Origin of the sequence: Alicyclobacillus sacchari (assembly GCF_004366795.1) — a bacterium.
Classification (GTDB): domain Bacteria; phylum Bacillota; class Bacilli; order Alicyclobacillales; family Alicyclobacillaceae; genus Alicyclobacillus; species Alicyclobacillus sacchari.
In genome coordinates, this window is the sequence record NZ_SORF01000004.1 from 203204 (window position 1) to 224838 (window position 21635).

At 55.4% G+C, this 21635-nt stretch carries 22 protein-coding genes; 8 read left to right on the forward strand and 14 right to left on the reverse strand.

What is annotated here, in order from left to right:
- Nucleotides 1–21: 21 nt before the first annotated feature.
- Entirely contained in the window at nucleotides 22–1182 is a 1161-nt protein-coding gene (sat, locus tag C7445_RS05940; RefSeq protein ID WP_166669023.1) for a sulfate adenylyltransferase, read from the reverse strand.
- 254 nt (nucleotides 1183–1436) lie between these two features.
- Entirely contained in the window at nucleotides 1437–1772 is a 336-nt protein-coding gene (locus tag C7445_RS05945) for a winged helix-turn-helix transcriptional regulator (protein WP_134159129.1), read from the reverse strand.
- A 165-nt stretch (nucleotides 1773–1937) separates the two neighbouring features.
- On the opposite strand from C7445_RS05945, the gene C7445_RS05950 reads away from it, so the two are divergent.
- From C7445_RS05950 to C7445_RS05960, 3 genes are all read left to right on the forward strand, one after another.
- Nucleotides 1938–2468 (forward strand): YceI family protein, encoded by a 531-nt coding sequence (locus C7445_RS05950; protein WP_134159130.1) that lies wholly within the window; start codon nucleotides 1938–1940, stop codon nucleotides 2466–2468.
- A 68-nt stretch (nucleotides 2469–2536) separates the two neighbouring features.
- On the forward strand, nucleotides 2537–3010 hold the full coding sequence (locus tag C7445_RS05955) for a DUF188 domain-containing protein (protein WP_134159131.1): 474 nt from the start codon (nucleotides 2537–2539) through the stop codon (nucleotides 3008–3010).
- Between the two features lie 70 nt (nucleotides 3011–3080).
- A complete protein-coding gene (locus C7445_RS05960) occupies nucleotides 3081–3863 on the forward strand; it encodes an ABC transporter ATP-binding protein (protein WP_243834988.1) in 783 nt (260 codons plus the stop codon).
- A gap of 19 nt (nucleotides 3864–3882) precedes the next feature.
- Here C7445_RS05960 and cshA read toward each other — a convergent pair whose 3' ends face one another.
- The 3 genes from cshA to trxA all read right to left on the reverse strand — a co-directional run bounded on the left by cshA (nucleotide 3883) and on the right by trxA (nucleotide 6306).
- Nucleotides 3883–5298, reverse strand: a complete 1416-nt coding sequence (gene cshA / locus C7445_RS05965; protein WP_134159132.1) for a degradosome RNA helicase CshA — start codon at nucleotides 5296–5298, stop codon at nucleotides 3883–3885.
- A 101-nt stretch (nucleotides 5299–5399) separates the two neighbouring features.
- Nucleotides 5400–5966 carry a peptide-methionine (S)-S-oxide reductase MsrA gene (gene msrA, locus C7445_RS05970; protein ID WP_208320846.1) on the reverse strand — a complete coding sequence of 189 codons (567 nt, stop codon included), beginning with the start codon at nucleotides 5964–5966 and terminating at the stop codon, nucleotides 5400–5402.
- 19 nt (nucleotides 5967–5985) lie between these two features.
- Complete coding sequence (gene trxA / locus C7445_RS05975; protein WP_134159133.1) at nucleotides 5986–6306, reverse strand: thioredoxin; 321 nt, start codon at nucleotides 6304–6306, stop codon at nucleotides 5986–5988.
- A gap of 171 nt (nucleotides 6307–6477) precedes the next feature.
- Here trxA and C7445_RS05980 point away from each other — a divergent pair, with 171 nt between their 5' ends.
- Nucleotides 6478–6801: a hypothetical protein gene (locus C7445_RS05980; protein WP_134159134.1), complete on the forward strand. Its 324-nt coding sequence runs from the start codon at nucleotides 6478–6480 to the stop codon at nucleotides 6799–6801.
- A 5-nt stretch (nucleotides 6802–6806) separates the two neighbouring features.
- On the opposite strand, the gene C7445_RS05985 is transcribed toward C7445_RS05980, so the two are convergent.
- Nucleotides 6807–7388 carry a DNA-3-methyladenine glycosylase I gene (locus C7445_RS05985; RefSeq protein ID WP_166669017.1) on the reverse strand — a complete coding sequence of 194 codons (582 nt, stop codon included), beginning with the start codon at nucleotides 7386–7388 and terminating at the stop codon, nucleotides 6807–6809.
- A 155-nt stretch (nucleotides 7389–7543) separates the two neighbouring features.
- On the opposite strand from C7445_RS05985, the gene C7445_RS05990 reads away from it, so the two are divergent.
- A complete protein-coding gene (locus tag C7445_RS05990) occupies nucleotides 7544–9340 on the forward strand; it encodes a M3 family oligoendopeptidase (protein ID WP_243834989.1) in 1797 nt (598 codons plus the stop codon).
- On the opposite strand, the gene C7445_RS05995 is transcribed toward C7445_RS05990, so the two are convergent.
- The 3 genes from C7445_RS05995 to C7445_RS06005 are packed head-to-tail and all read right to left on the reverse strand — an operon-like array spanning nucleotide 9337 to nucleotide 12139.
- Nucleotides 9337–9891: a hypothetical protein gene (locus C7445_RS05995; RefSeq protein WP_134159136.1), complete on the reverse strand. Its 555-nt coding sequence runs from the start codon at nucleotides 9889–9891 to the stop codon at nucleotides 9337–9339. The genes C7445_RS05990 and C7445_RS05995 overlap by 4 nt on opposite strands.
- Before the next feature lie 27 nt (nucleotides 9892–9918).
- On the reverse strand, nucleotides 9919–11535 hold the full coding sequence (locus C7445_RS06000; protein WP_134159137.1) for a long-chain-fatty-acid--CoA ligase: 1617 nt from the start codon (nucleotides 11533–11535) through the stop codon (nucleotides 9919–9921).
- Between the two features lie 37 nt (nucleotides 11536–11572).
- Nucleotides 11573–12139: an NUDIX domain-containing protein gene (locus tag C7445_RS06005; RefSeq protein ID WP_134159138.1), complete on the reverse strand. Its 567-nt coding sequence runs from the start codon at nucleotides 12137–12139 to the stop codon at nucleotides 11573–11575.
- Between the two features lie 95 nt (nucleotides 12140–12234).
- Between C7445_RS06005 and C7445_RS06010 the strand changes: the two genes are divergently transcribed.
- From C7445_RS06010 to C7445_RS06020, 3 genes are all read left to right on the forward strand, one after another.
- Entirely contained in the window at nucleotides 12235–13350 is a 1116-nt protein-coding gene (locus C7445_RS06010; RefSeq protein WP_243834990.1) for a phosphodiester glycosidase family protein, read from the forward strand.
- An 83-nt stretch (nucleotides 13351–13433) separates the two neighbouring features.
- Nucleotides 13434–14468: a ketoacyl-ACP synthase III gene (locus tag C7445_RS06015; protein ID WP_134159139.1), complete on the forward strand. Its 1035-nt coding sequence runs from the start codon at nucleotides 13434–13436 to the stop codon at nucleotides 14466–14468.
- 82 nt (nucleotides 14469–14550) lie between these two features.
- Nucleotides 14551–15303, forward strand: a complete 753-nt coding sequence (locus tag C7445_RS06020) for an SDR family NAD(P)-dependent oxidoreductase (RefSeq protein WP_134159140.1) — start codon at nucleotides 14551–14553, stop codon at nucleotides 15301–15303.
- Between the two features lie 99 nt (nucleotides 15304–15402).
- On the opposite strand, the gene C7445_RS06025 is transcribed toward C7445_RS06020, so the two are convergent.
- From C7445_RS06025 to C7445_RS06045, 5 genes are all read right to left on the reverse strand, one after another.
- Complete coding sequence (locus C7445_RS06025) at nucleotides 15403–16206, reverse strand: Cof-type HAD-IIB family hydrolase (RefSeq protein ID WP_134159141.1); 804 nt, start codon at nucleotides 16204–16206, stop codon at nucleotides 15403–15405.
- A gap of 111 nt (nucleotides 16207–16317) precedes the next feature.
- Nucleotides 16318–17316: an FTR1 family iron permease gene (locus C7445_RS06030; RefSeq protein ID WP_134159142.1), complete on the reverse strand. Its 999-nt coding sequence runs from the start codon at nucleotides 17314–17316 to the stop codon at nucleotides 16318–16320.
- A gap of 128 nt (nucleotides 17317–17444) precedes the next feature.
- Nucleotides 17445–19145 (reverse strand): aspartate 4-decarboxylase, encoded by a 1701-nt coding sequence (gene aspD, locus C7445_RS06035; protein ID WP_341770534.1) that lies wholly within the window; start codon nucleotides 19143–19145, stop codon nucleotides 17445–17447.
- A gap of 254 nt (nucleotides 19146–19399) precedes the next feature.
- Nucleotides 19400–20653: an MFS transporter gene (locus tag C7445_RS06040; protein ID WP_134159143.1), complete on the reverse strand. Its 1254-nt coding sequence runs from the start codon at nucleotides 20651–20653 to the stop codon at nucleotides 19400–19402.
- 11 nt (nucleotides 20654–20664) lie between these two features.
- Complete coding sequence (locus C7445_RS06045) at nucleotides 20665–21630, reverse strand: zinc-binding dehydrogenase (RefSeq protein WP_166669018.1); 966 nt, start codon at nucleotides 21628–21630, stop codon at nucleotides 20665–20667.
- Between the last annotated feature and the right edge of the window lie 5 nt (nucleotides 21631–21635).

The following is a 21635-nucleotide window of genomic DNA, read 5'->3' on the forward strand; positions in this document are numbered from 1 at the left end:
CGGCCGGTCGCGCCTTGGCCGTCAGGCCTGTTTTGAATAGTATTCCATAAGTACCTGGACAACCTCCGGGCGGCTGAATTCCGGCGGCGGTGCGATGCCCTCGCGCAACATCTGCCGAACCTTTGTACCGGATAGGATGACGTGGTCCTCATCGCCATGTGGACAAGTTTTGGGTGTGGCCATTCCCTCACAACGCTTGCAGTAGAAGGAATGCTCGAAGAATAATGGCGTGATTCCCAGATCCGCAAAGTCGAACTGATCAAAAATGCGCTGTGCGTCGTACGTGCCGTAGTAGTTGCCTACGCCAGCGTGATCGCGCCCTACGATGAAGTGCGTGCAACCAAAGTTGCGGCGGACAAGCGCGTGCATCACGGCCTCGCGCGGCCCGGCGTAACGCATCGCCGCCTTGTAAACGCCGAAAAACACGCGGTTTTGCGGATAGTAGTGTTCAAGGATTGCCTGATAAGCGCGCAGTCGCACATCAGCCGGGACGTCGTCCGATTTCGTCGGGCCCACCAACGGATTGAGATAAAGTCCGTCGACCGTTTCCAATGCTACCTTTTGAATGTATTCATGCGCACGGTGAACGGGATTTCTCGTTTGAAATCCGACAATCGTCTTCCAGCCCCGTTCTGCAAAGGCGGCACGAACTTGCTGCGGGGTATAGAAGTAATTCGAAAACTCATCGATCCGTTCGTCGGCAAACACCTGGACCGAACCGCCAAGGTAGACAGGCCCCCGCTCGTAGACACGACGAACCCCAGGATGGGCGTCCTCCTTCGTGCGATACACCATTTCCGCCTCGTGCTCAAGATTCGGGCGATACATGTGCTCGACGCGCATCGCCGCACAGATGACGCCGTCGGGGCGGACAAGGGCAATTTCGTCGTCCAAATGTATGTCCTTCGCCTGTTCTTCCGAAACCGGAAGTGCAACAGGAATCGACCAAATCGATCCGCTTTCGAGTCGCAGCGACTCGACGACGCTCAGATAATCCCGCTCGGACATAAAACCAGTGAGGGGGCTGAATGCGCCGATACCCAATTGGTACACATCAGAAACTGCCACTTCATCGAGCACAACCTGCTTCTTGGAAGCCAAACTGGCCCGCTTGTCCGCGACGGCTTCTGGAGCAACCATCAAATTCACCAGTGCAACACTAGCTCCATGTGCATCTGCCACGTACGTGCCTCCTTTGATAATGCCTGGGTGCATCGAGTCAGGCCTATCGACCAGCATCCAGCCGACAGGTTCACTCATTCCTCTATCATCCCACGTTTTTCACCAACAGACAAGAAACTCGAATGTCCCTCGACCGCAAACTGCCATCATATGACCTGAACAGACAATCCTTGTAGCGGGGATGTTTGTACATCGTTCTCGTGGATATACTATTCGTGAGGGTGATTGTCCACCATGAAGGCTTCGTCTCCGCCTCAAAGTCGCCCCGTACGCTTCAAGTGCTGTTCGCCCCAGCTATGCATCATGTCGAGTATGGGACGCAATGAGCGGCCGTATGGCGAGATGGCATATTCAACGCGCGGTGGAACTTCTGGATATACGGTGCGCACGACGATGCCTTCCTGTTCAAGCTCCCGAAGCTGTTTGGTGAGAACGCGCTGCGAGACGCCTGGAATCTTCCGCATCAATTCAGAAAACCGGATATGGGGTTGGGAAAACAAATGATAGAGAATGACCATTTTCCACTTACCACTGATAACCTGAAGGGTGGATGCCACAAGACATTCAGATTGCGTCAGACGCTCTTCCACTCGGACCCCTACCTACTCGCATGATGGTTACTTCAAGTATACTATAGAACCTACAGGTGCGTACTTACCAAACGGATATTACTGATGAATAATAAGAAATGAACGAGATGCGGATGATTGTCCGCTCTATCGCAAAAAACTCATGTTACAGGGAGGCATTTACTTATGGCCAAGTCCACATGGAACGTCGATACGAGCCACAGCCACGTCGGCTTTAGCGTCAAGCACATGATGTTTACCACCGTTCGTGGCAGCTTCAAACAGTTTTCAGCGACCGTCGTCGCTGATCCGGAAGATTTGACAAATGCGGAAATTGACTTTTCCATTGAAACAGCGAGCGTCAACACTGGCGACGAGAACCGCGACAATCACCTGCGCAGCGGTGATTTCTTTGATGTCGAGAACCACCCGCAAATCACCTTCCACGCGACGAGTACGACGAAGACGAGTGGCAACGCCTACGATATGACGGGAGATTTGACCATTCGGGGCGTCACCAAGCCAGTTACCTTCCATGTGACGTATGAAGGTACGGGCAAGAATCCATGGGGTGCAGAAGTCGCTGGTTTCAGCGCAACAACCACCATTAACCGCAAAGATTTCGGGCTCACTTGGAATGCAGCACTGGAGACAGGCGGAGTACTGGTGAGCGACCAAGTCAAAATCGAGCTCGACATTCAAGCCAGCAAAGCCTAACCAGAGATCCACTTCGAAAAGATCGCCACGCTCTGTGGCGATTTTTTCGTTTCCGGGGGGTGTCAAGCATGAACATAGCGATATGGATTGACGCCGATGCCACGCCGCGATCCGCCGTCGCGATCGCACGCGAGCTGGCGAGGACGTATGGCGCGGTGGTCACCACGGTAAGTTCTATCAACCATCTCCACGATGTTCCGAACCACATCACCGTCGATGCGGATCCGCAAGCTGCCGATATGGCCATCGTGAACCATCTGGATCCAGGGGTACCGACAGTGGTCATCACACAGGACTATGGTCTTGCTGCACTTGCACTGGCGCGCGGTGCCGCCGCGGTATCGCCAACTGGACTCGCGTTTGACGCGCAGAACATCGACATGCTGCTCGCCAACCGCGATATACACATGCGGATGCGGCGCATGCCACGTTCCATGCGGTCTAGATTGCGTGGACCCAAGGCGCGATCGGCGGCCGACGATGAGCGTTTTCGCGAAAGTCTTGCGAATATCCTCAAAAGATGGACAAGTCGCCATCCATAACATCACGCACTTCATCCACCCGCGAGCCCGTCTGTGGTAGCATGAAGAGAAAATGTGGGGGTGGGCTTATTTGGAGATCCTACATGTATCAGACGTCACTTGGGTTCGCGGGAACCGCACAATTTTGGATCGCGTGAACTGGAGGGTTCGCGCGGATGAACACTGGGCTCTCCTTGGCCTCAACGGGTCTGGCAAAACATCGCTGCTACAAATGATCAGCGGCTATCAATGGCCGACACGCGGCAGCGTGACGGTACTAGGAATGCGATATGGAAATGTGGATGTCCGCGAGGTACGAAAACAGATCGGCTGGGTGAGCAGCGCCATTGCGAGTCGCTTCGAGGCCGACGCCAACCTCGACAAAGCATACGAGGTCGTCATCAGCGGCAAATACGGTTCCATCGGCCTGTGGCAGACGCCCACGGACGAAGATAAGCGGAACGCACTTGATGCACTTGCACAGGTCTCGCTATCGCACTTGGCGGACGCGCCATTTCACACCCTGTCACAGGGCGAGCGCCAACGCCTGCTCATCGCCCGCGCCTTCATGGCGAAACCCAAACTACTGATTCTCGACGAGCCTTGCACGGGACTCGATATCCGCGCGCGGGAACTTTTGCTTTCGTCGCTTGAACGGGCACAGCGTACCGGCGGCCCAACCATCATTTACGTCACACACCACGTCGAAGAGATCCTGCCATTTATCTCACACGCCCTCGTGATCGACGAAGGTCGCGTGGCCGCCAGTGGAGAAAAACAGGCCGTACTGACCGACGACGTGTTACGGAATGCGTTTCACGTCGATGTCCGCACGACCTGGGAGAATCAGCGTGTCTGGTTGACCGTGCGCTGATCTGTCATATTAGTGCGGTTTAGCGCCGCGAGTCGGATCGTACATATCCTTGCCGAGGACGACGGTAATGATCCCCGTGACCTTTTCGATCCCGCCCACCAGTATGCGGCTTGCGAATGCGAATGGGCTGCTCGGCCGTCAAGCGAATGGGGATCTCCTTTCGGGTCTTCGTCAACAGCTTCAGGGCACCTGCGACCAAGGCCATCGAATCCTGCTGGCTGAGCAATTCTTCGGCAAATCCGCGATACGCGCTGAGATCCGCTTGACTTGCCTTGAGCAATTCCTCCATCGCCAGCCGCTGTTTGCTTTCTTTCGCTTCACTGAACGTCGGCAACGGACGCCTGCGAATCTTGTGGCGCGTGATCCGTTCGATCTGATGCAGATGGTCGATCTCTCGCGGCGTGACAAACGTCGATGCGATCCCACTTTTGCCAGCGCGGCCCGTGCGGCCAATGCGATGCACGTAACTGTCGATGTCCTGCGGAATGTCGAAGTTGTACACGTGCGTCACACCGCTCACGTCCAAACCGCGTGCGGCCACGTCGGTTGCGACAAGCACTTCCAGCTTGCCTTCGCGGAATTTATTCATTACCATGTCGCGCTGTTTCTGGCTGAGATCGCCATGCAGCCCGTCCGCATCATAACCGCGCATTTGCAGGGCGTTGGTCAATTCGTCCACGCGCCGCTTCGTACGCCCGAAGACAATCGCAAGCTCTGGATTGTGGATGTCGAGCAGGCGCGTCAAGACGTCCAGCTTTTGCGTCTCAGGAACCTCGTAGTATTCCTGCTCGATGGTCGGTACCGTCACTTCACTCGCTTTGACCGTCACCGTGACGAAATCGCGCATGAACTTGCGCGCCAACTGAACAACTCCGCGCTTCATCGTCGCCGAGAACAACAGAGTCTGCCGATCCGCCGGACAAGCCCCAAGAATGGTTTCAATATCCTCGACAAAGCCCATGTCGAGCATCTCGTCGGCCTCGTCCAACACCGCGATCGCGATGCTTTGCAAACTCAATGTGCCGCGATTCATATGGTCCATCAGACGCCCCGGCGTCGCCACGATGACATGCGGCCGATTGCGCAAGCCGCGGATCTGGCGATTGATGTCCTGACCACCATACACGGCGAGCACACGCACGCCTTTCACACCGCCAACCTTGGTGATCTCCTCGGCAACTTGAATGCACAATTCGCGCGTCGGCGTCAGAATGACGGCCTGCAGGGCCCCACTCTGCGTATCGACCTTTTCGACCACCGGGATGGAGAACGCGACCGTCTTACCCGTGCCTGTCTGCGCTTGCCCAATGACATCCTGCCCAGACAGCGCGACTGGAATAGCCTGCGACTGAATATCGGTCGCGGATTCAAATCCCATCATTTCGAGTGCTTTTTCTACTGGGGCACTCAATCCCATCTCAGTAAATGTTGCCATCTTTAAAAATCCCCTTCGCCAACCGTCTGCATACTCACGTTTAATATGGCCAGACGGTGCAAGGGATAGACGGCAAAATGGCGGACGAGCGTCCGCTTGGTTCACCTATCTTCCACAGGGTCCCAGTGCTCGGCAAGAAACCGATCCCGCCCCGACGCCTGACGATATCTACGGTAATGTTCCGGTCGCTTTTGATAAAAATCCTGATGGTACTCCTCTGCTTCATAAAATGGCCCGGCAGGCGCGATCTCGGTGACGATGGGCCGATGAAAACGCCCGCTCACAGCAAGTCTGCGCTTCGATACTTCGGCGGCTTGGCGCTGCGCCTCCGTGTGATAAAAAATCGCGGTTCTGTACGACGAACCGCGATCATAAAACTGCCCACCGGGATCTGTCGGATCGATTTGTCGCCAAAAGATGTCGAGCAACTGTTCATACGACATCACAGCCGGATCATACCATATTTGAACGGCCTCGGTATGCCCAGTTGTACCGCTGCAAACCTGCTCGTACGTCGGATTTGGCACATCTCCACCGGTATAACCGGAGATGACGCGCACAACCCCGGGCCACGTGTCAAACGGCTTGACCATACACCAAAAGCAACCACCAGCAAAAGTCGCCAGTTCGATGTTCTGGCCGTCCGTGTGTTCCATCGATCCCGACATCTCAGATTCCGCCTCTCCGTTACGCCAAGACGTCGGACAGCTGAGCCTCAAGCTGCTCCTTTGGTTGATATCCAACCAACTGCTTGACGGGCCGTCCGTTGACGAAAAGAATCAGCGTTGGAATGCTCATGATGCCAAACTGGCCAGTTGTTACTGGATTTTCGTCGACATCAAGCTTTGCAACGGTCACCTTGTCGCTGTGGGCTTCGGAAAACTCTTCGAGAACCGGCGCCATCATTTTGCACGGACCACACCAGGTCGCCCAGAAGTCGACGAGAACCGGTTTATCGCTCTGAATCGCCTCATTGAAGTTGGCGTCCGTAAGTTTTGTCGTTGCCATGTCAATACCCCCTATGGTTACAGGTTACTTTTTTATAGTAACACTCTGCACATCTCTCGGTCAATCTTCCCAGACTTTCGTCCTCGAAGTCCTCGAATCAGGACAGCAGCCGTCGCCTCCCCGTGCGCGATCACGTAACGTGTTACCATCAAGACGCCAGGAGGGTGAGTCGTGAACGAACGCGATGAAGCGCCACAACTTCAAGGAGAAACGACGGTTGAACGAACACTCGCTGCTATCGGGCTCATGGAGGAACGGGTGCGCGCCAACGCTCATGGCTTCGATCGCGTCATTGTCAATCAGGCCTTGCCGCTTATTCGCCCGCGCTTGGAACAACGAATCCGTGCCGTCCCTGAGACGGAACTCATTGCGGAACTCCGTCATGTGCAAGCCCTGCTTCACGAAATCCTGGGCGATCCGCCGGCGACAAAGCAGAAGCGCCGTACAAAACGGATATCGGGTCGGGCAAGGCGACAAACTGTACCACGCCGCTGAAGGGCCTAACACACAACGGACGAGCCAGCTAACGACGCATAACGAAAGCACGAGACCACATGATCCATCGTCATACCCACAGCCTGCATGTACGAGTAGATGATGGTTGGCCCCACGAAGCGAAACCCTTCTCGTTTCCATTCACGGCTGATCAACTCAGAGAGCGCCGTTTGGGCCGGCACTTCTGTCGCGTCGCGAAACGCATTGACAATTGGTTTGCCATCGACAAAAGACCATAGATAGTTCGCAAACGAACCACAACGCGCCTGGATATCGGCAAACCTTCCGGCGTTGTTGATGGCCGCCTCGATTTTCGCGCGGTTACGCACAATACCGGAGCCTTCCGACAACAACTCGGCAATCTTCGCCTCGTCAAACGCCGCCACCTGGGTGGGATCAAACTTCGCAAACGCTCGACGGTACGCTTCCCGCTTTTGTAAGATCGTATACCAACTGAGCCCCGCCTGTGCGCTCTCCAGCACGAGAAATTCGAACAGTTTTCGATCATCGTGTACCGGGACGCCCCACTCTTCGTCATGGTAACGAAGATAAAGCGGATCATCATTCACCCAGCCACAGCGTTCCATGGCAAAGCCTCCACAAATCATCCAACGGTGTGCCATCTGCAGATTAGCCGACCTGAGGAACGATGTAAAGAACGGATTCGCAAACGGAGCGCGCCCCAACGTAAAGGTGATTTTCTGAAGCGTTTACTATAATGGTCTCTAAGGAGGCGATACGCTTGACCCATAGTTCGCAACAGACTTGGGATTTGGACGTCATTTTCGCAGGCGGCAGTAAGTCCCATGCATTTCGCTCGTTTCTCGATGATCTGGACACGCGGATTCAACGTTTCACGGATGCGTGCGCCGGCCTTGTTCAGGGAAGCGCCACACCGACCGCTCTCGCGCAACTAGTCTTAGACATGCAGGACATCGCTGCGCGCACGCGTGAAAGTGGAGCGTTTATCTCCTGCCTAACCGCGCAGAATGTGCGCGACACGGACGCCAAATTGTTGCTTGGTCGCCTGCAACAAATGCGCGCCGCGTTTGCCAGTGCCTTGACGACCTTCAACGAACTCCTCACTTCGCTCAACGAAACGGCGTTCTCCGAGCTCCTCGCCCAACCTGGCGTCTCCAATTTGAAGTTCCCCTTGATGGAGCGAATAGAACGTGCCAAAGAGCAGTTGCCTGCACCAGAAGAGAAACTGATCGCAAAATTGTCGGTCGACGGTTACAACGCTTGGGGCGAGTTGTACGATACCATCGTCGGCCGAATGCATGCCGATATCGAGATCGACGGCCAGCCCGAACAGGTTTCGATGGGACAGCTGGCCAATCGTATCGCTTCCGCACAGCCGGACGATCGCGAAACACTGTTTGCAATCTGGGAGAAGACATGGGCTGACGAGGCCGACCTATGTGCAGATGCACTCAACCATCTTGCCGGATACAGACTCGCTGTCTACAACGCACGGGGTTGGACGTCGGTCCTCAAGGAACCGTTGGCGATCAACCGCATGTCAGAAAGCACGTTGAATGCCATGTGGGGCGTGATCGAACAGAACAAAGAAGCGATGGTGCGCTTTTTGCAGGCTAAGGCCAGACTTCTTCGGCGAGACAAGTTGCGCTGGGAGGATATCGACGCACCGCTGGGTGAAGCCGCCTCGCACAAAGTGTCCTACGATGAAGCACGGGCGTTTATCGTCCGCCACTTCGGTCGCTTTAGTGACGATATGGCTCGCTTTGCGGATGCTTGCTTCGAAAAGCGATGGATCGAATCAGAAGATAGGCCAGGCAAACGGCCTGGTGGATTTTGCACCAGCTTTCCCGTCAGCCAACAAACGCGTATTTTCGTGACGTTCTCCGGTACGCCAGGCAATGTCGCGACCCTTGCACACGAGCTTGGACACGCCTACCATCAGCACGTGATGCGCGGCCTGCCACAGCTACTGAGCAATTACGCGATGAATGTCGCGGAAACGGCGTCTACGTTTGCGGAGGCCATCGTGTCGGATGCGGCGATTCGGGAAGCAGAGACCGATGGAGAAAAACTGGCGCTGCTCGACGAAAAGATTGGTCGTGCCGTCGCCATGTTGATGAACATTCACGCGCGCTTCTTGTTTGAGACGAGATTCTACGAAGAACGACGCAAAGGCTTTGTCAAGGCGGATCGCCTCAATGAACTGATGGTGGCCGCGCAACGTGAAGCCTACCAGGATGCACTAGCGAGTTATCATCCGCACTTTTGGGCGTCGAAGCTTCATTTTTACATCACAGGAACACCGTTCTACAACTTCCCCTATACGTTTGGATATTTGTTTAGCAGTGGTATTTACGCGCAAGCCCTGCGCGAAGGACCGACCTTCGCTGACAAGTATGTCGCGTTGCTGCGCGACACGGGAAGGATGAGCGTCGAAGATCTCGCGGCGAAACATCTGGGTGTCAGTCTGAAAGAACGGGACTTCTGGCAGTCTGCTGTCGATCTCGCCGCAACCGATGTCGATATGTTTATCGATCTGGCGAACAAATTCAGCTAACGGCTCACAAACGACTGCCGTTTGGTCCACTCATGCCCTTGTGTAAGCCAGTGCCACTCCATCTCGCCGTCGCTGACGACAAGAACGCCTGACGGATTGGGAAACGCGAACCGTGCCTTAGCGATCTGCTGCGCGACAGCCAACGCGTTTCCCCTCGTCGGCGCAACCAGAACGTACCAACCATTTTTCATTTGGTAATATGCCATCGTCAACGTTTCCTTAGGATCCTGCGAAGACGGCCCCGTAAATGACGTCACCGCAACGGAGCACGCGTTGTCCAGGCACACCTGACCTTGCGCGGGATCGGACATCTGTTTTAATAGTTCGTCACGAAGCTGATATGCCAATTGTTGTGTATTCGCAACTCCTGCAGGAATCGGCTTTGACGTGACAGTCGGATTGACAGTAGGCGCCTGGTTCGAACGATTGTCTGTAGGTTTGGCATGTTGCTTTGTCGTTGACGGCGAAATCGCAGGTTCATGGGTGCATCCGGTCAACAGAACCACACACACGCCCGCCGCCATCACCATCTTCCAACGGCTGCTTCCCATTCCATGCCCTCCTTACACCGAGATCCATCAAGTTCGCAATGCGCGCCGCAACAACTTGCCAATCGCGCTTTTTGGCAGTTCGTCGAAAAAGGCGACTTGCGTTGGCACTTTGTACGCCGCCATATATCGGCGACAATGTTCACGAATCTCAGCTTCACTAGCTTGCGCTCCCGGCTTCAACACGATACAGGCCTTGACCGTTTCGCCGCGATACGCATCTGGGACGCCGACGACGACCGCTTCTCGCACTTGCGGATGCTGATAGAGAATGTCCTCAACCTCACGCGGATACACGTTATACCCACTTGCAATGATGATGTCCTTTTTGCGATCGACGATCGAGACATATCCCTCCTCGTCTGAGACAGCAATATCTCCAGTACAAAGCCAGCCATCTTTGAGCACATCCGCCGTCTCCATGGGCATTTGCCAATATCCCTGCATGACCTGCGGGCCGCGTACAATCAATTCTCCCATTTGGCCCGGTGGCAATTCCCGCCTGTGATCAGCGGGATCGACCACGCGATACGCTGTCGAGGGAAGCGCTATACCCACCGTTCCTGGCTTGCGCTTCGCAAATGGCGGGTTGCAGTGGGTGATGGGAGACGTTTCGGACAGGCCGTAGCCTTCGAGGACAGGGCAACCCGACACCTCTTCGAACGTTTGCATGACTTCGAGCGGAAGCGGCGCGCCACCGCTGATGCAAAGCCGTAACGATGAAAGCCTTTCCGGTTGTAAGCCAGGCAAATTCGCGATCGCGATCAACATCGTTGGCACGCCAGGAAACATGTCAACCTGTTCACGCTCGATCACGTCGACAGCGAGTTCAGGATCAAACCTTCGCATGAGTACGATACGATCGCCTAAAAACAGCGGCACATTCATGCACAGGGTCATGCCAAAGGCATGAAACAAGGGCAAGGCCGCAAGAACAACATCCTGGCCAGGACGGAATGCATTTTGAAAGAAATGGGCTGTTTGCACAGCATTGGCGATTAAATTTCGATGTGTCAACATCGCTGCTTTTAGTTGCCCAGTGGTTCCACCCGTATACTGAAGCATCGCGAGGTGCGTGCTTGGGTCGAACGTAACCGGTGTCAGGTTCAGGGCACGCCCACCTGCCACAAACGCGTCGTAGCCATAGGTGTCACCTGGTTGCTCGTCACACTCAGATTTTGTCACTGGTGCGACCACGTCCGCCTCGACCAAGATCAACGTATGGACCTTGGTTCGATCGCGGCACGTTTTCAGCCTTGCCCTGGCACTTGCCATGCCAACGAGCACAACAGCTCCACTATCCAGTAGCAACGTTTCCAATTCTCTAGCAACCGACATCGGGTTGATCTGCGCGACGACAGCTCCTGCAGCCAGCGTCCCATAGTACGCGATCACGTACTCCGGGCAATTGGGCAACATGAGGGCAACGCGATCGCCAATACCGATGCCCACAGCCTGCAGCGCCGCCGCAAAAGCCTGTATATCGGCACCGAGTTGGCCATACGAGATTCGCCGCTCGCCGGCGACAATCGCAGTCCGCTTGGGCTGCCGCATAACGGACTGGAAGAGCATGGCCGGCACAGACGTCGTAGGTATTTCCACGTTAGTTGCCATATCTGCTGGATACACTTGTTGTCCCAGATCCATCGCACACGCTCCTTATGCGCCAATTAGATTCACTGCGTCAGGCCTGCTCTTGCCATATCCCTCTTTGCCGCAGCCATTCGGCAGCCCGCAAGAGCCCAACCAAGGAAACCGAATCCTGAATGCGACCATCGAGGCACATCGCAATCGCGTCCACAACCGGGACTTTGCGCATCTCTATCTGTTCTGTACCTTCCAGCCTCCGTTCGCCAAACGACAACTCTTGTGCGAGAAACAGGTGGCTTACCTGTGTTGAGATCCCGCCACTCAGTTGAAACGTACCGAGGCTGACCCACGATGTCGCGGCGATCCCGGTCTCTTCCAACAGTTCTCGAGCTGCTGCAACCTGCGGATCTTCATCGTCTCGAAATTGCCCACTTGGAATTTGTGGCTGCACAACACCAAACGGAAACACAAATTCGTCGAGCAAGATGGCATTGAACCCACTGTCAATCGCAACCGTCGCCGCATTATGCCCAGCGTCGATGACGCCATAGATGCCAGGCTTGCCGTCTGGACGCAAGACCTGATGCTCCACAACGGAAATCCAAGGATTACGATACTTCACCTCTGATCGGAGAATGCTCCACGGTCCGCGTTTCTCCATAGCATTCCCTCCACCGCAAATCTAGCAGGAATTTCGTGTGCTCGTAACGTATCAAAAGTCGACAGAACTTTGTCCAAGCTGGCGGTGCCGTACACATGTTCACCATGTTCACCCGTTTATTTGCCGCAACAACCGCGTATGCGGCCAGTGCTATGTTGATCCATCATACACCTGAAAGCCATGGACTACAGAGAGTTGGCCGCGCCATACCCATACACCAGGACGTCGCTGCATCCCCCATCGTCTATCGGCAATTGACGATTGCAGGCGAACAGGTAAATGCCGTCTATATCAATACACATGCGCCACACGTGCACGCCTTTCCGGTCATTGCGAACAATCGCTTGGGAACGACCGCGTCCCTTGCCTCCATCGCCAATGCGAACCATGCCATTGCTGCGATAAACGGAACCTTTTTCAATTCTTGGTCCAATCAGTTCCCAGCCGGAGCCTTGGAGATCAATGGCCAATTCCAGACCGATGAAAAGGGTACGCTGTTGGGCTTTGCAGACAACGGGGATTTGTGGATGGGACGCGCTACGGAGAACTTGTCACTAATGGTTCATGATGCATCGAACCCAATCTCGCAGTTGTGGCCTTGGTACATCAATATACCAAGTGACAATCCATTGCGCATTGACGTCCTCACCCCGTACTTCGGTGCATTCACGAAGGACAAGTCAGCCATGGTTGCAATCGTGGAAAACGGGCGGGTGTCTGCCATGCATCAGGGTATCACACCCATCCCACGCACTGGCTACGCGATCGAACTGGGCTCGAGCGGAGCCATGTCCGATGTCATTCATCGCATACATGTTGGCGATCCAGCAACCCTGAGTGATACGGTCGAATCACTGCCCGCTGCGCAGCCGATTCCCTTCACGCACTACCCAAATGCTATCGCTGCTGGCCCCATGCTGACCGATGGGGGCAAAATCGCACTGAATCCGGCGCTCGAAGGCTTCACAAACGCCGAAATCAATTCGGATACGATGCGCTCCCTCGTCGGAATTGACGCGGCAGGCCGGTTGGTATTTGCCACCATCCACGCCGCCAATCTGTCTCTGGAAGCGCAAATCGCACACACGCTTGGTTTGGTCCAATCCATGAACTTGGATGGCGGCTCGTCTTCTGGCCTTTGGTTGAATGGCCACTACATTGTAACGCCAGGGAGAAATTTGGCAACCGCGATTGTAGTCACTGAGTCCTGAGGGACTACATTGCCTTTTGGCTTCATACAGCCGTTAATCTGACATATAGCTAGATTCGACAAACTTCGAGAGGACGTGACGGCATGCCCGCTGCCTACCAACGACCGTACCACGCCGCCATCACCGCTTTTGGTGCATATGTACCGCAGCGCATTTTGAACAACAAGGAACTCTCGGAGACAGTCGAGACGTCGGACGAGTGGATTGTCCAACGCACCGGTATACGCGAGCGGCGAATCGCTGACACATCGGAGTTTACAAGTGACCTTTGCTACCGCGCCGTCGAAGACATGATTCGCCGTTTCGGTGTGTCGTTGACGGACGTCGACATGATCGTAGTCGCTACCATCACACCAGATCACCCGATGCCGAGCGTGGCCGCGCAGCTACAGGCCCGTCTTGGTATCGAGCGCGCTGGTGCAATCGACCTTGCGGCCGCCTGTGCCGGCTTTGTCTATGGCCTGCAAGTGGCGACGGCCTTCGTCGCCAGTGGAATGGCACGTAAAGTATTGGTGGTAGGCGGTGAAACGCTGTCGAAAGTGACAGACTACGAGGACCGTTCCACCTGTATTCTGTTTGGCGACGGCGCGGGTGTATGTCTCCTCGAACCCGCCGCCGAACCAGGCGTGCTGGCCTTCGGCAATCACACGGTCGGCCACGCAGCGCACCTCTTATATCGCTCTGGTCTGCGCCCGGACGTGCAAGGGACACCGGTAGCGGGTAACGGCTGTATTGTTCAAAGCGGCCGTGAGGTATTTAAGTTAGCCGTTCAAACATTAGAAGCCGAAGTCCCGCGGTTGCTGACCGATGCTGGTCTGTCGACGGCCGAACTCGACTGGTTTGTGCCGCATAGTGCCAACCTGCGCCTGATCGAATCGGTGTGCGAGCGAATGGGTTGGCCGATGGAAAAGACGTTGTTCAGCGGCGAGTGGTATGGCAACACCTCGAGCGCAAGCATTCCGTTGGCCATCCAAATCGCGATCGACGATGGACGGCTACAGCCAGGTCATACGTTGCTCTTGGCTGGGTTTGGAAGCGGATTTGTCTATGCGGGTGCCGTCATCCGTTGGTCTGCAGTCCCTAGCTCAATCCACACTCCACACGAAAGTGAAGCGTAAGACGTCTTCCCTGAAAAGTGTGATAGAATTCGTATGCGGACAATGGCCATCCGTGAAACCGATTCCAAGGGGCGTTGAAAAGATGGTGAATGTACAAGGTCGTTGGGCTTTGATCACGGGTGCCAGCAGAGGCGTCGGCTACCAAACGGCTGTCTTCATGGCGAAACAAGGGTGCAACTTGATTCTGCACAGCCGGTCTCTTGCACACACCGAACAGCTGGAACAGGACATACGATCGCTGGGTGTTGAAGCCTACTCCGTTGCGGCGGAACTCGGAAACCTCGACGAGGTAGCCCGTATGCTCGATGACATCGAGAGACGCGGTACCCCTGTCGACATCGTGTTCAACAATGCGGCTGTCCAAATCGCATATCGCACCGATTATTGGAAAACGCCAATTGAGGACTTTGAATCCAGTTTTCGTATCAATTTCATTGCGCCTGTTATGATCTGTAACAGACTGATGCCAAAGATGATTGAACGCGGGTTCGGCCGCGTCATCAACACGACCAGCGGTATTCGCAACGAACCGGAGCAATCCGCATACGCGGCGAGCAAGGCTGCCCTCGACAAGTTTACAAAGGACTTGGCGTCGCGCCTCGAAGGCACCAATGTGTTGATCAACTTGGCCGATCCCGGTTGGTGCCGAACGGACCTCGGCGGGCCAAACGCCCCGAATTCCGTCGAAAGTGTCATCCCCGGAATTACCGTCGGAGCTTTTGTCGACGACGGGAAAAGTGGCCGTTTCTTCCCGGCACAGGCTTTTACGGACATGTCTCTTGAAGACGCGATTCGCAAGGCGGAATCGATTGCGCCGACGCCGTACACGATTTGACATAGGTCACCATACGCGAACAAGGCTGCCATCTCCCCAGTTCACTGGATGAGGGGGCAGCCTTGCCAGCCAAGCAGGCTCTGTCGTTTACGAACAAACTCAACGCGATACGATGACAACCGGCTCAATGAGTCCAAAACGAGCGAGTGCGTCCGCAATGCCACCTTCATCCACGCGTTTCGTTACATAGTCTGCATGCTTTTGCACAGACGGACTCGCGTTGCCCATCGCAATGCCAAGCCCTGCAAAGGAAAGCATCTCGACGTCGTTCTCACCGTCGCCGAACGCGATGGAGGCTCCCTGTGGAATCCCAAGCTCTCGCAGCATGGCTTCAATTCCACCAGCTTTTGATACGTCCTTCGGAAACACATCCAGGTAATAGCGATGCGGCCGAATCAAGCGAAAGTCGTTAGCAAACTGCTCCACAAACGGTTGCTCTTCACCTTCTGCACAGTACAAGTACACTTGATAAATCTCATGATCTCGCCATCCAGCTGGATCGTATACGGGTAGTGTTGGGATGTCCAGATAGGCGAACGCTTCCTTAACATAAGGATGATCCTCTTGATTGGCGTAGCAGGCCTCGCTGCCCGCGAATACAAGCGGGTAATGATATTTGTCCGCCATGTCCTCGAAAGCCGCCAGCAACTGCGGATCAATAGGTCGACGAAATACAGGCTTACCGTTGAACTGTGCGTATCCTCCATTGCAGCAAACGTAAGAATTGATACCGAACTGTCTCGCGATGTGCAAAAACTGATCCGGCGCTCTCCCTGTTGCAATCGCGACAGTGACATCAGTCTCTTGCAGGCGTTTCACCGCCGTCAGCGTGTCCGCTGGAATCCGTTTATGCTCGTCGATCAACGTGCCGTCGATATCGAAAAAGACCATCTGATACCCCATGCGCCTTCCACTCCTATCCATATCTCTGCGCGGTGCCATGTTCTCTTACAGCACCATTGTAACATGCCGGAAAGGGCGGGAGACGCCATTGCGTTTACGATAAAGTTGCCATTAGACGGCCATGCTTTTCGCCGCCTCGCGGCGAGGTTTCCATACGCGAACATACTGTGCACCGAAATACGAGCCGAGGACGACGACCGCTGCGATCAACTGCGCGGCGATACTCTGCAGATTATTGAACAAGGAGAACCATAACCCCGTCCACGCCGGCAGATGCAAGTTGAGTGGCGTCGATGGCATCCAACCGGCCTGTTGCATTTCTTGTACTTGCTCCCCAACCATGACCAAGAGCACCGCCCCCAGCATCACACCCGTCAACACGAGCATCCGCTTATATGGGAGCTTGCGGTGAGCAAAGAACGTAAGCACAGCAACCATCATGGTCAGCACCAAACCAATGGTCGCTCCGATGACGACGACTTGTGAACCAACCTGCATCCGCGTGTTTTGCAAGAACAGAACAACCTCGAACCCCTCGCGATATACCGACGTAAAACCGAGAATCACCAGACCGCGATAGGCCAGGGTTTTCGCGACCTGGACAGTTCCAGCGTCGGAAGACGATTCGAGATGTTCAATGATTTCTTTCTTTTTTCTATTATGCATGCTGATCCATCCGGTCCAATAAATCCTGTGAAAGAACCAGTTCATCACAATGAGCAAGACGACGATGGCAAGCAGGCCTGTGCCCGCTTGAATGGAAAGCTCCGGCGCTGTCTGACCAACCAAAGAGATGATGCCCACCACGATAAACCATGTGACAAGGGTTGCTGCAAACGCCAGTCCGGCCCCTCCAGAAATTGGCTTCCAGTAGCCCTTGCCGGTCCGAACGAGGCTCGCTGTGATGGCGGACAGAACGAGAATGGTCTCGAGCCCCTCGCGAAAGACGAGAATACCTGTATCAACAATCGCCGCACCACGCCCAATGTTTGGACTCGTGGGATTGGGATTGCCACCAGCAGACAATCCCTGCCACACCAATACGGCGATGACCGCAACCGCCAGCAAACCTAGCACAATTTGCTTGACACCAAAACGACGCCCAACCACACGGAAGTCCTCCTAACTGTAGGATGATCGGTTGACCAAGAAACTCGACTCATGTAGTCAACTTTCCGAAACCCATTCTACAGTTAGTCTATACTAACTTCAAGCGTTAGATCTATAAAACGTGTGCTCTATTGGCCTTCGTGTTTGGACGGCGTATCCTGTGTCCCTTTTCGCCAAGCATCCACATACTCTTGCAGCGCGGCCCTTAGATGATGACCGATCTCGGCGTACGCCTCGTCGTCGAGGTTGGCGAGCGAAATCCGAATGGACCACTTTGGCCCGTGAAATCCTCCGCCATTCATGAGGACGATGCCCGATTGCTCGGCCAATCGGAACAGAATGTCGATGGGTTCATAGCGCTCCATCATATATTGGGTGAACGTTTCGCCAAACGTGTTGGCAGACCAGTGTTCAATATCGATCTCGGTGTAGTAATCTGCGTCGTGCGGCAATTGCGGCAGCGGCAACTCAAGACCGTCGTACAGGAGACACATGCGGCGGTGACAAATCTCTTTCGTCAACTGCTTGTAACGTTCGCCGCGGCCGGTCATGGCGAACGCGCACATGAGGGCCATCTGAACTTGTTGCGGCGTCGATAAGCCGGCCGTGTGGTTGAGCGCAACCTGGCGGCTGTCAGCCACCATTCGGTCGATGAACGACAGCGCTTCCGGATTCCGTGAAACCGTGCCATACCGCTTGCGGAGTTTCTCCTGCTCGGATTTCGGCAGCCGCCCCAGACGTGCGTCAAATACGTTGTCACGATGAAGAGCGATAGCACCCAGTCTCCAGCCGGTGACACCAAAAAACTTGGAAAGTGAGTACACGAGCATCGTGTTGTAGGGGAGTTCCGCCATCAGCGATCGATAGCCGTCCACGAACGTGCCATATACATCGTCGCTGATGATCATCAGATTCGGATTCTGCTCGCGCACTGTGCGCACGAGTTGTGCCACAGTATCGCGGTCGATCGCAACCGATGGCGGATTGCTGGGATTGACGAGGAACAACGCTTGAACAGAAGGATCGCCTAATTTTGCAATCTCCTCATGAGGGTACTGCCACGTATGTCGCCCTTGTGCATCCCGTCCCGTCGCCCGAATCTCAATCACATCAAATGCATAACGATCCAACTCGGGAATTTCTACATAAGGTGGAAAGATAGGGACCATGATGGCCACCTTTGCGCCTCGTTCAAGCAGACCGTTGGCCAACAACGAGTCAAAAATGTAGCACATAGCCGCCGTTGCACCCTCAACCGCGAATAGCCGTAAGTCATCGGGATGAACCCCGCCCCCGCAAATCTTCTGCGCTAAAAAGTTTGCCACAACGCGCTCCGTCCGCGTCAGCATCCGATCCGGAGTCGGATAATTGTCCCCGACAATGCCGTCAACCAGCTCGTGCAACCATTCGTCCCGTACAAAACCGTATTTGCGTTCTCCCTCTTTCACCAACTCCGCCAACACATCGATACCCGGCAATTCTGGGTTCGCCGCGACGAACGCCTGAAACCGTTCGCCGATGCCAGGCCTGCGAGGCATGCCGGCGAGATCGCCATCATCCCAAACGCGCCGACACTCCTGCATAGCGAACTGCCCCAGTGCAAAGAACGCTTCGCGCGGCGCGGCCGCAACCCAGTTCGGGTTGCCTCGCCCTGCATCCAGCATCGCTTTGGCGCTCTTGCGTTGATGGCCGCGGGCAAGTTTGATCAACTCATGCCGAAACTCAAACGGGCTGATGGCTTCAAAGCTGCGCTCCATTTTGCGGCGGGACTCTACATCGCCATTCCGCTGCGAAGCCGTAGACATGGACTTCACATCCATATCCTGCATAGCGTATCTACCTCCCATGTGGAATAGGATCCATGCACAAAGCTTGGAGTGGAAAACAAACTGCGGATGACCCATAGCCTGCGTAGATAGGAAATTTCTATGCGAGTCACATTGATGAAGCCTGCAGTGGTGAAACCTGTATGATCAATTGCGAAGTGATCAAAAAGCAGCCGGACAGCCATAGACCTTTGCACATCGCAGCAAGCCTATGAAAAACTGCCCGGCCGCTCGACGAAGTGCGGCGTGCCACTCAGTTAGACGCCGTCTGCAGTTTGCTCATCAGAAAACTCACGAACCCGCAACCTCACCCAAATGAGATTGATGAGATAGAGTCCGATCACGGCCAACAGCATCGTACGGATGCCAAAAGCGGCAGACACCGCACCCCCCACAAGCGGGCCAGCAAAACTACCGAGGAACGTCGAACTCGACGTGAACCCGTACATTCGCCCCCGCTGCTCGCGCGGCGTGAAACGGCCCACGAGCGCATTTGCCGTCGGTAAAACGCCGCCGACAAAGATGCCAAGGCCAAAGCGGCCGAGAATAAAGACCCAGATGTTTGGTGCCAAAGCCTGTGGTACGTAGCAGAGGGCTGCACCCAACAGCGAGATCGACAAGACGCGCTTGTAGCCAATCCGGTCGCTGCGCTTGCCGAGGAACGGGGAAAATATGAGGTCCGCCAGCCCCGTGACGGCGAAGCAAATCCCGGATAGCGTACCCAGAATGCCGACAAGCTGTGTCGACTTGTCGGCCAACTCGCGAATGTAAAGCGGTAGCACGGGCTGGACGCTCATGACCGAGAACTGCGCGACAAACAGGACGAAAAACATGACCTGTATCGACTTCATCTCACCAAGGAGCTTAAACTGCCCGATGAGAGAGAGCCGTTTGCGCGGCGAAGCAGCATGTTCCGCGTTGACTCTGGGCTCGCGCACCAGAAGCCATGTCAAAATAAACGCGGTCGACGCGAAGAGAGCCGTTAAAAAGAAGACAATACGATAATTGTGGTGAAATGTATCGACAAGAACACCGCCAAGCAGTGGCCCGAGCAAGCTTCCCACCATCGCAAACGTCGACAACCAACCCAGCGCGTAGCCAAGCCGCTCCTCTGGGATGACACTGGCAACCAACGCATTTGCCGAGGCGGAAAAGCCGCTGAACGCCCCCTGCAGCATACGAATGATCAGAAGTTCATACACATTGCGAGAAAATCCCATGAGACAGGTCGCGATCGCGATGGCTAACGTCGTCCGCATCACCATCATCTTCTTGCCGTGTTTGTCCGCGACGCCGCCCCAGATGGGGGACATGATAGCCGACATCAAGAAATTGGAACTTGCCACGACACCCGCCCATACCTCGACCGCGTGCTGGTTCTTAACGCCGAGTTGGCCGATAAACAGGGCGAGGAATGGCCCCATGCTGGAAAATGCCATCATCATGATGGCCTGGACAGCGGCCATCGTCCACAGTGTCCGCTGCCAGGAGATGGGTGTTTCCGTCCGCATGACGTCATCTCCTACGCCATCGTCAAGACGGCGCGAAAGCGAACGTCGGCGTTGAGCATCTTGTCCAACGCTTCTTGCGCACGTTCGAGTGGAAATGTTTCGATCATCGGCTGGATATTTGTGAGCAGGCTGAAGCGGATGGTGGCCTCAGAATCCGCAGCCGGGCCAGCCGTCCAACCTCGCATGGTGCGCTTGCCGCCGAGCATTTCTGCGGCGCTGATGCCGATTGGCTCTCCTGATCCGGCGACAATCACCAATTCGCCGCCCGGCGCCAGGCCGTCAAACAATTGCCGAATGGACGCTGGGTTTGGCGCCGTCGCCAAAGCGACGCGGGCACCCCCAAGCTCGCGCAAGACAACGCCAGGTTCCTCCACCTTCGCGTCGATATAAACATCGGCTCCGAGCGATTTCGCAAGTTCTTCCTTGTCACGCCCCCGCGATACGGCTGCGACGCGATACCCCGCCTTTTTGGCATACTGGACGGCCAGGTGACCCAGCCCGCCAATGCCGCCAATGGCGACGAGATCACCCGGGCGCGCAATGCTGCTGCGCAGCGCAGTAAACACCGTATTGCCAGCGCACATGAGCGGCGCCGCTGCCTTTGCCGCAAGCGCGTCTGGTACGCGTGCCAAACCATCGATGTACGCCACCATATATTCCGCATAGCCGCCGTCCTGCGTCAGGCCCGTCACTTCGCCGTGGCCACCCATCCAGCCCACGCCGACGCGCTCGCCTACCCGCCAATCCGCGACGCCGTCCCCCAGCTTATCGATCACGCCGATGACTTCGTGTCCCGGTACCCGCGGATACACCATGTGCGGGTGATGTCCCTCGATGGCGACCATTTCCCCGTGGCACACGCCGCAGGCTTCCACACGAATGCGGACCTGGTTCGGGCCGGGTTCCGGAATCGGCAGTTCAACAAGTTGCAAGGGCCCGCCGCGATGAGCAATTTGAACAGCTCTCATTGTCCCCATACATT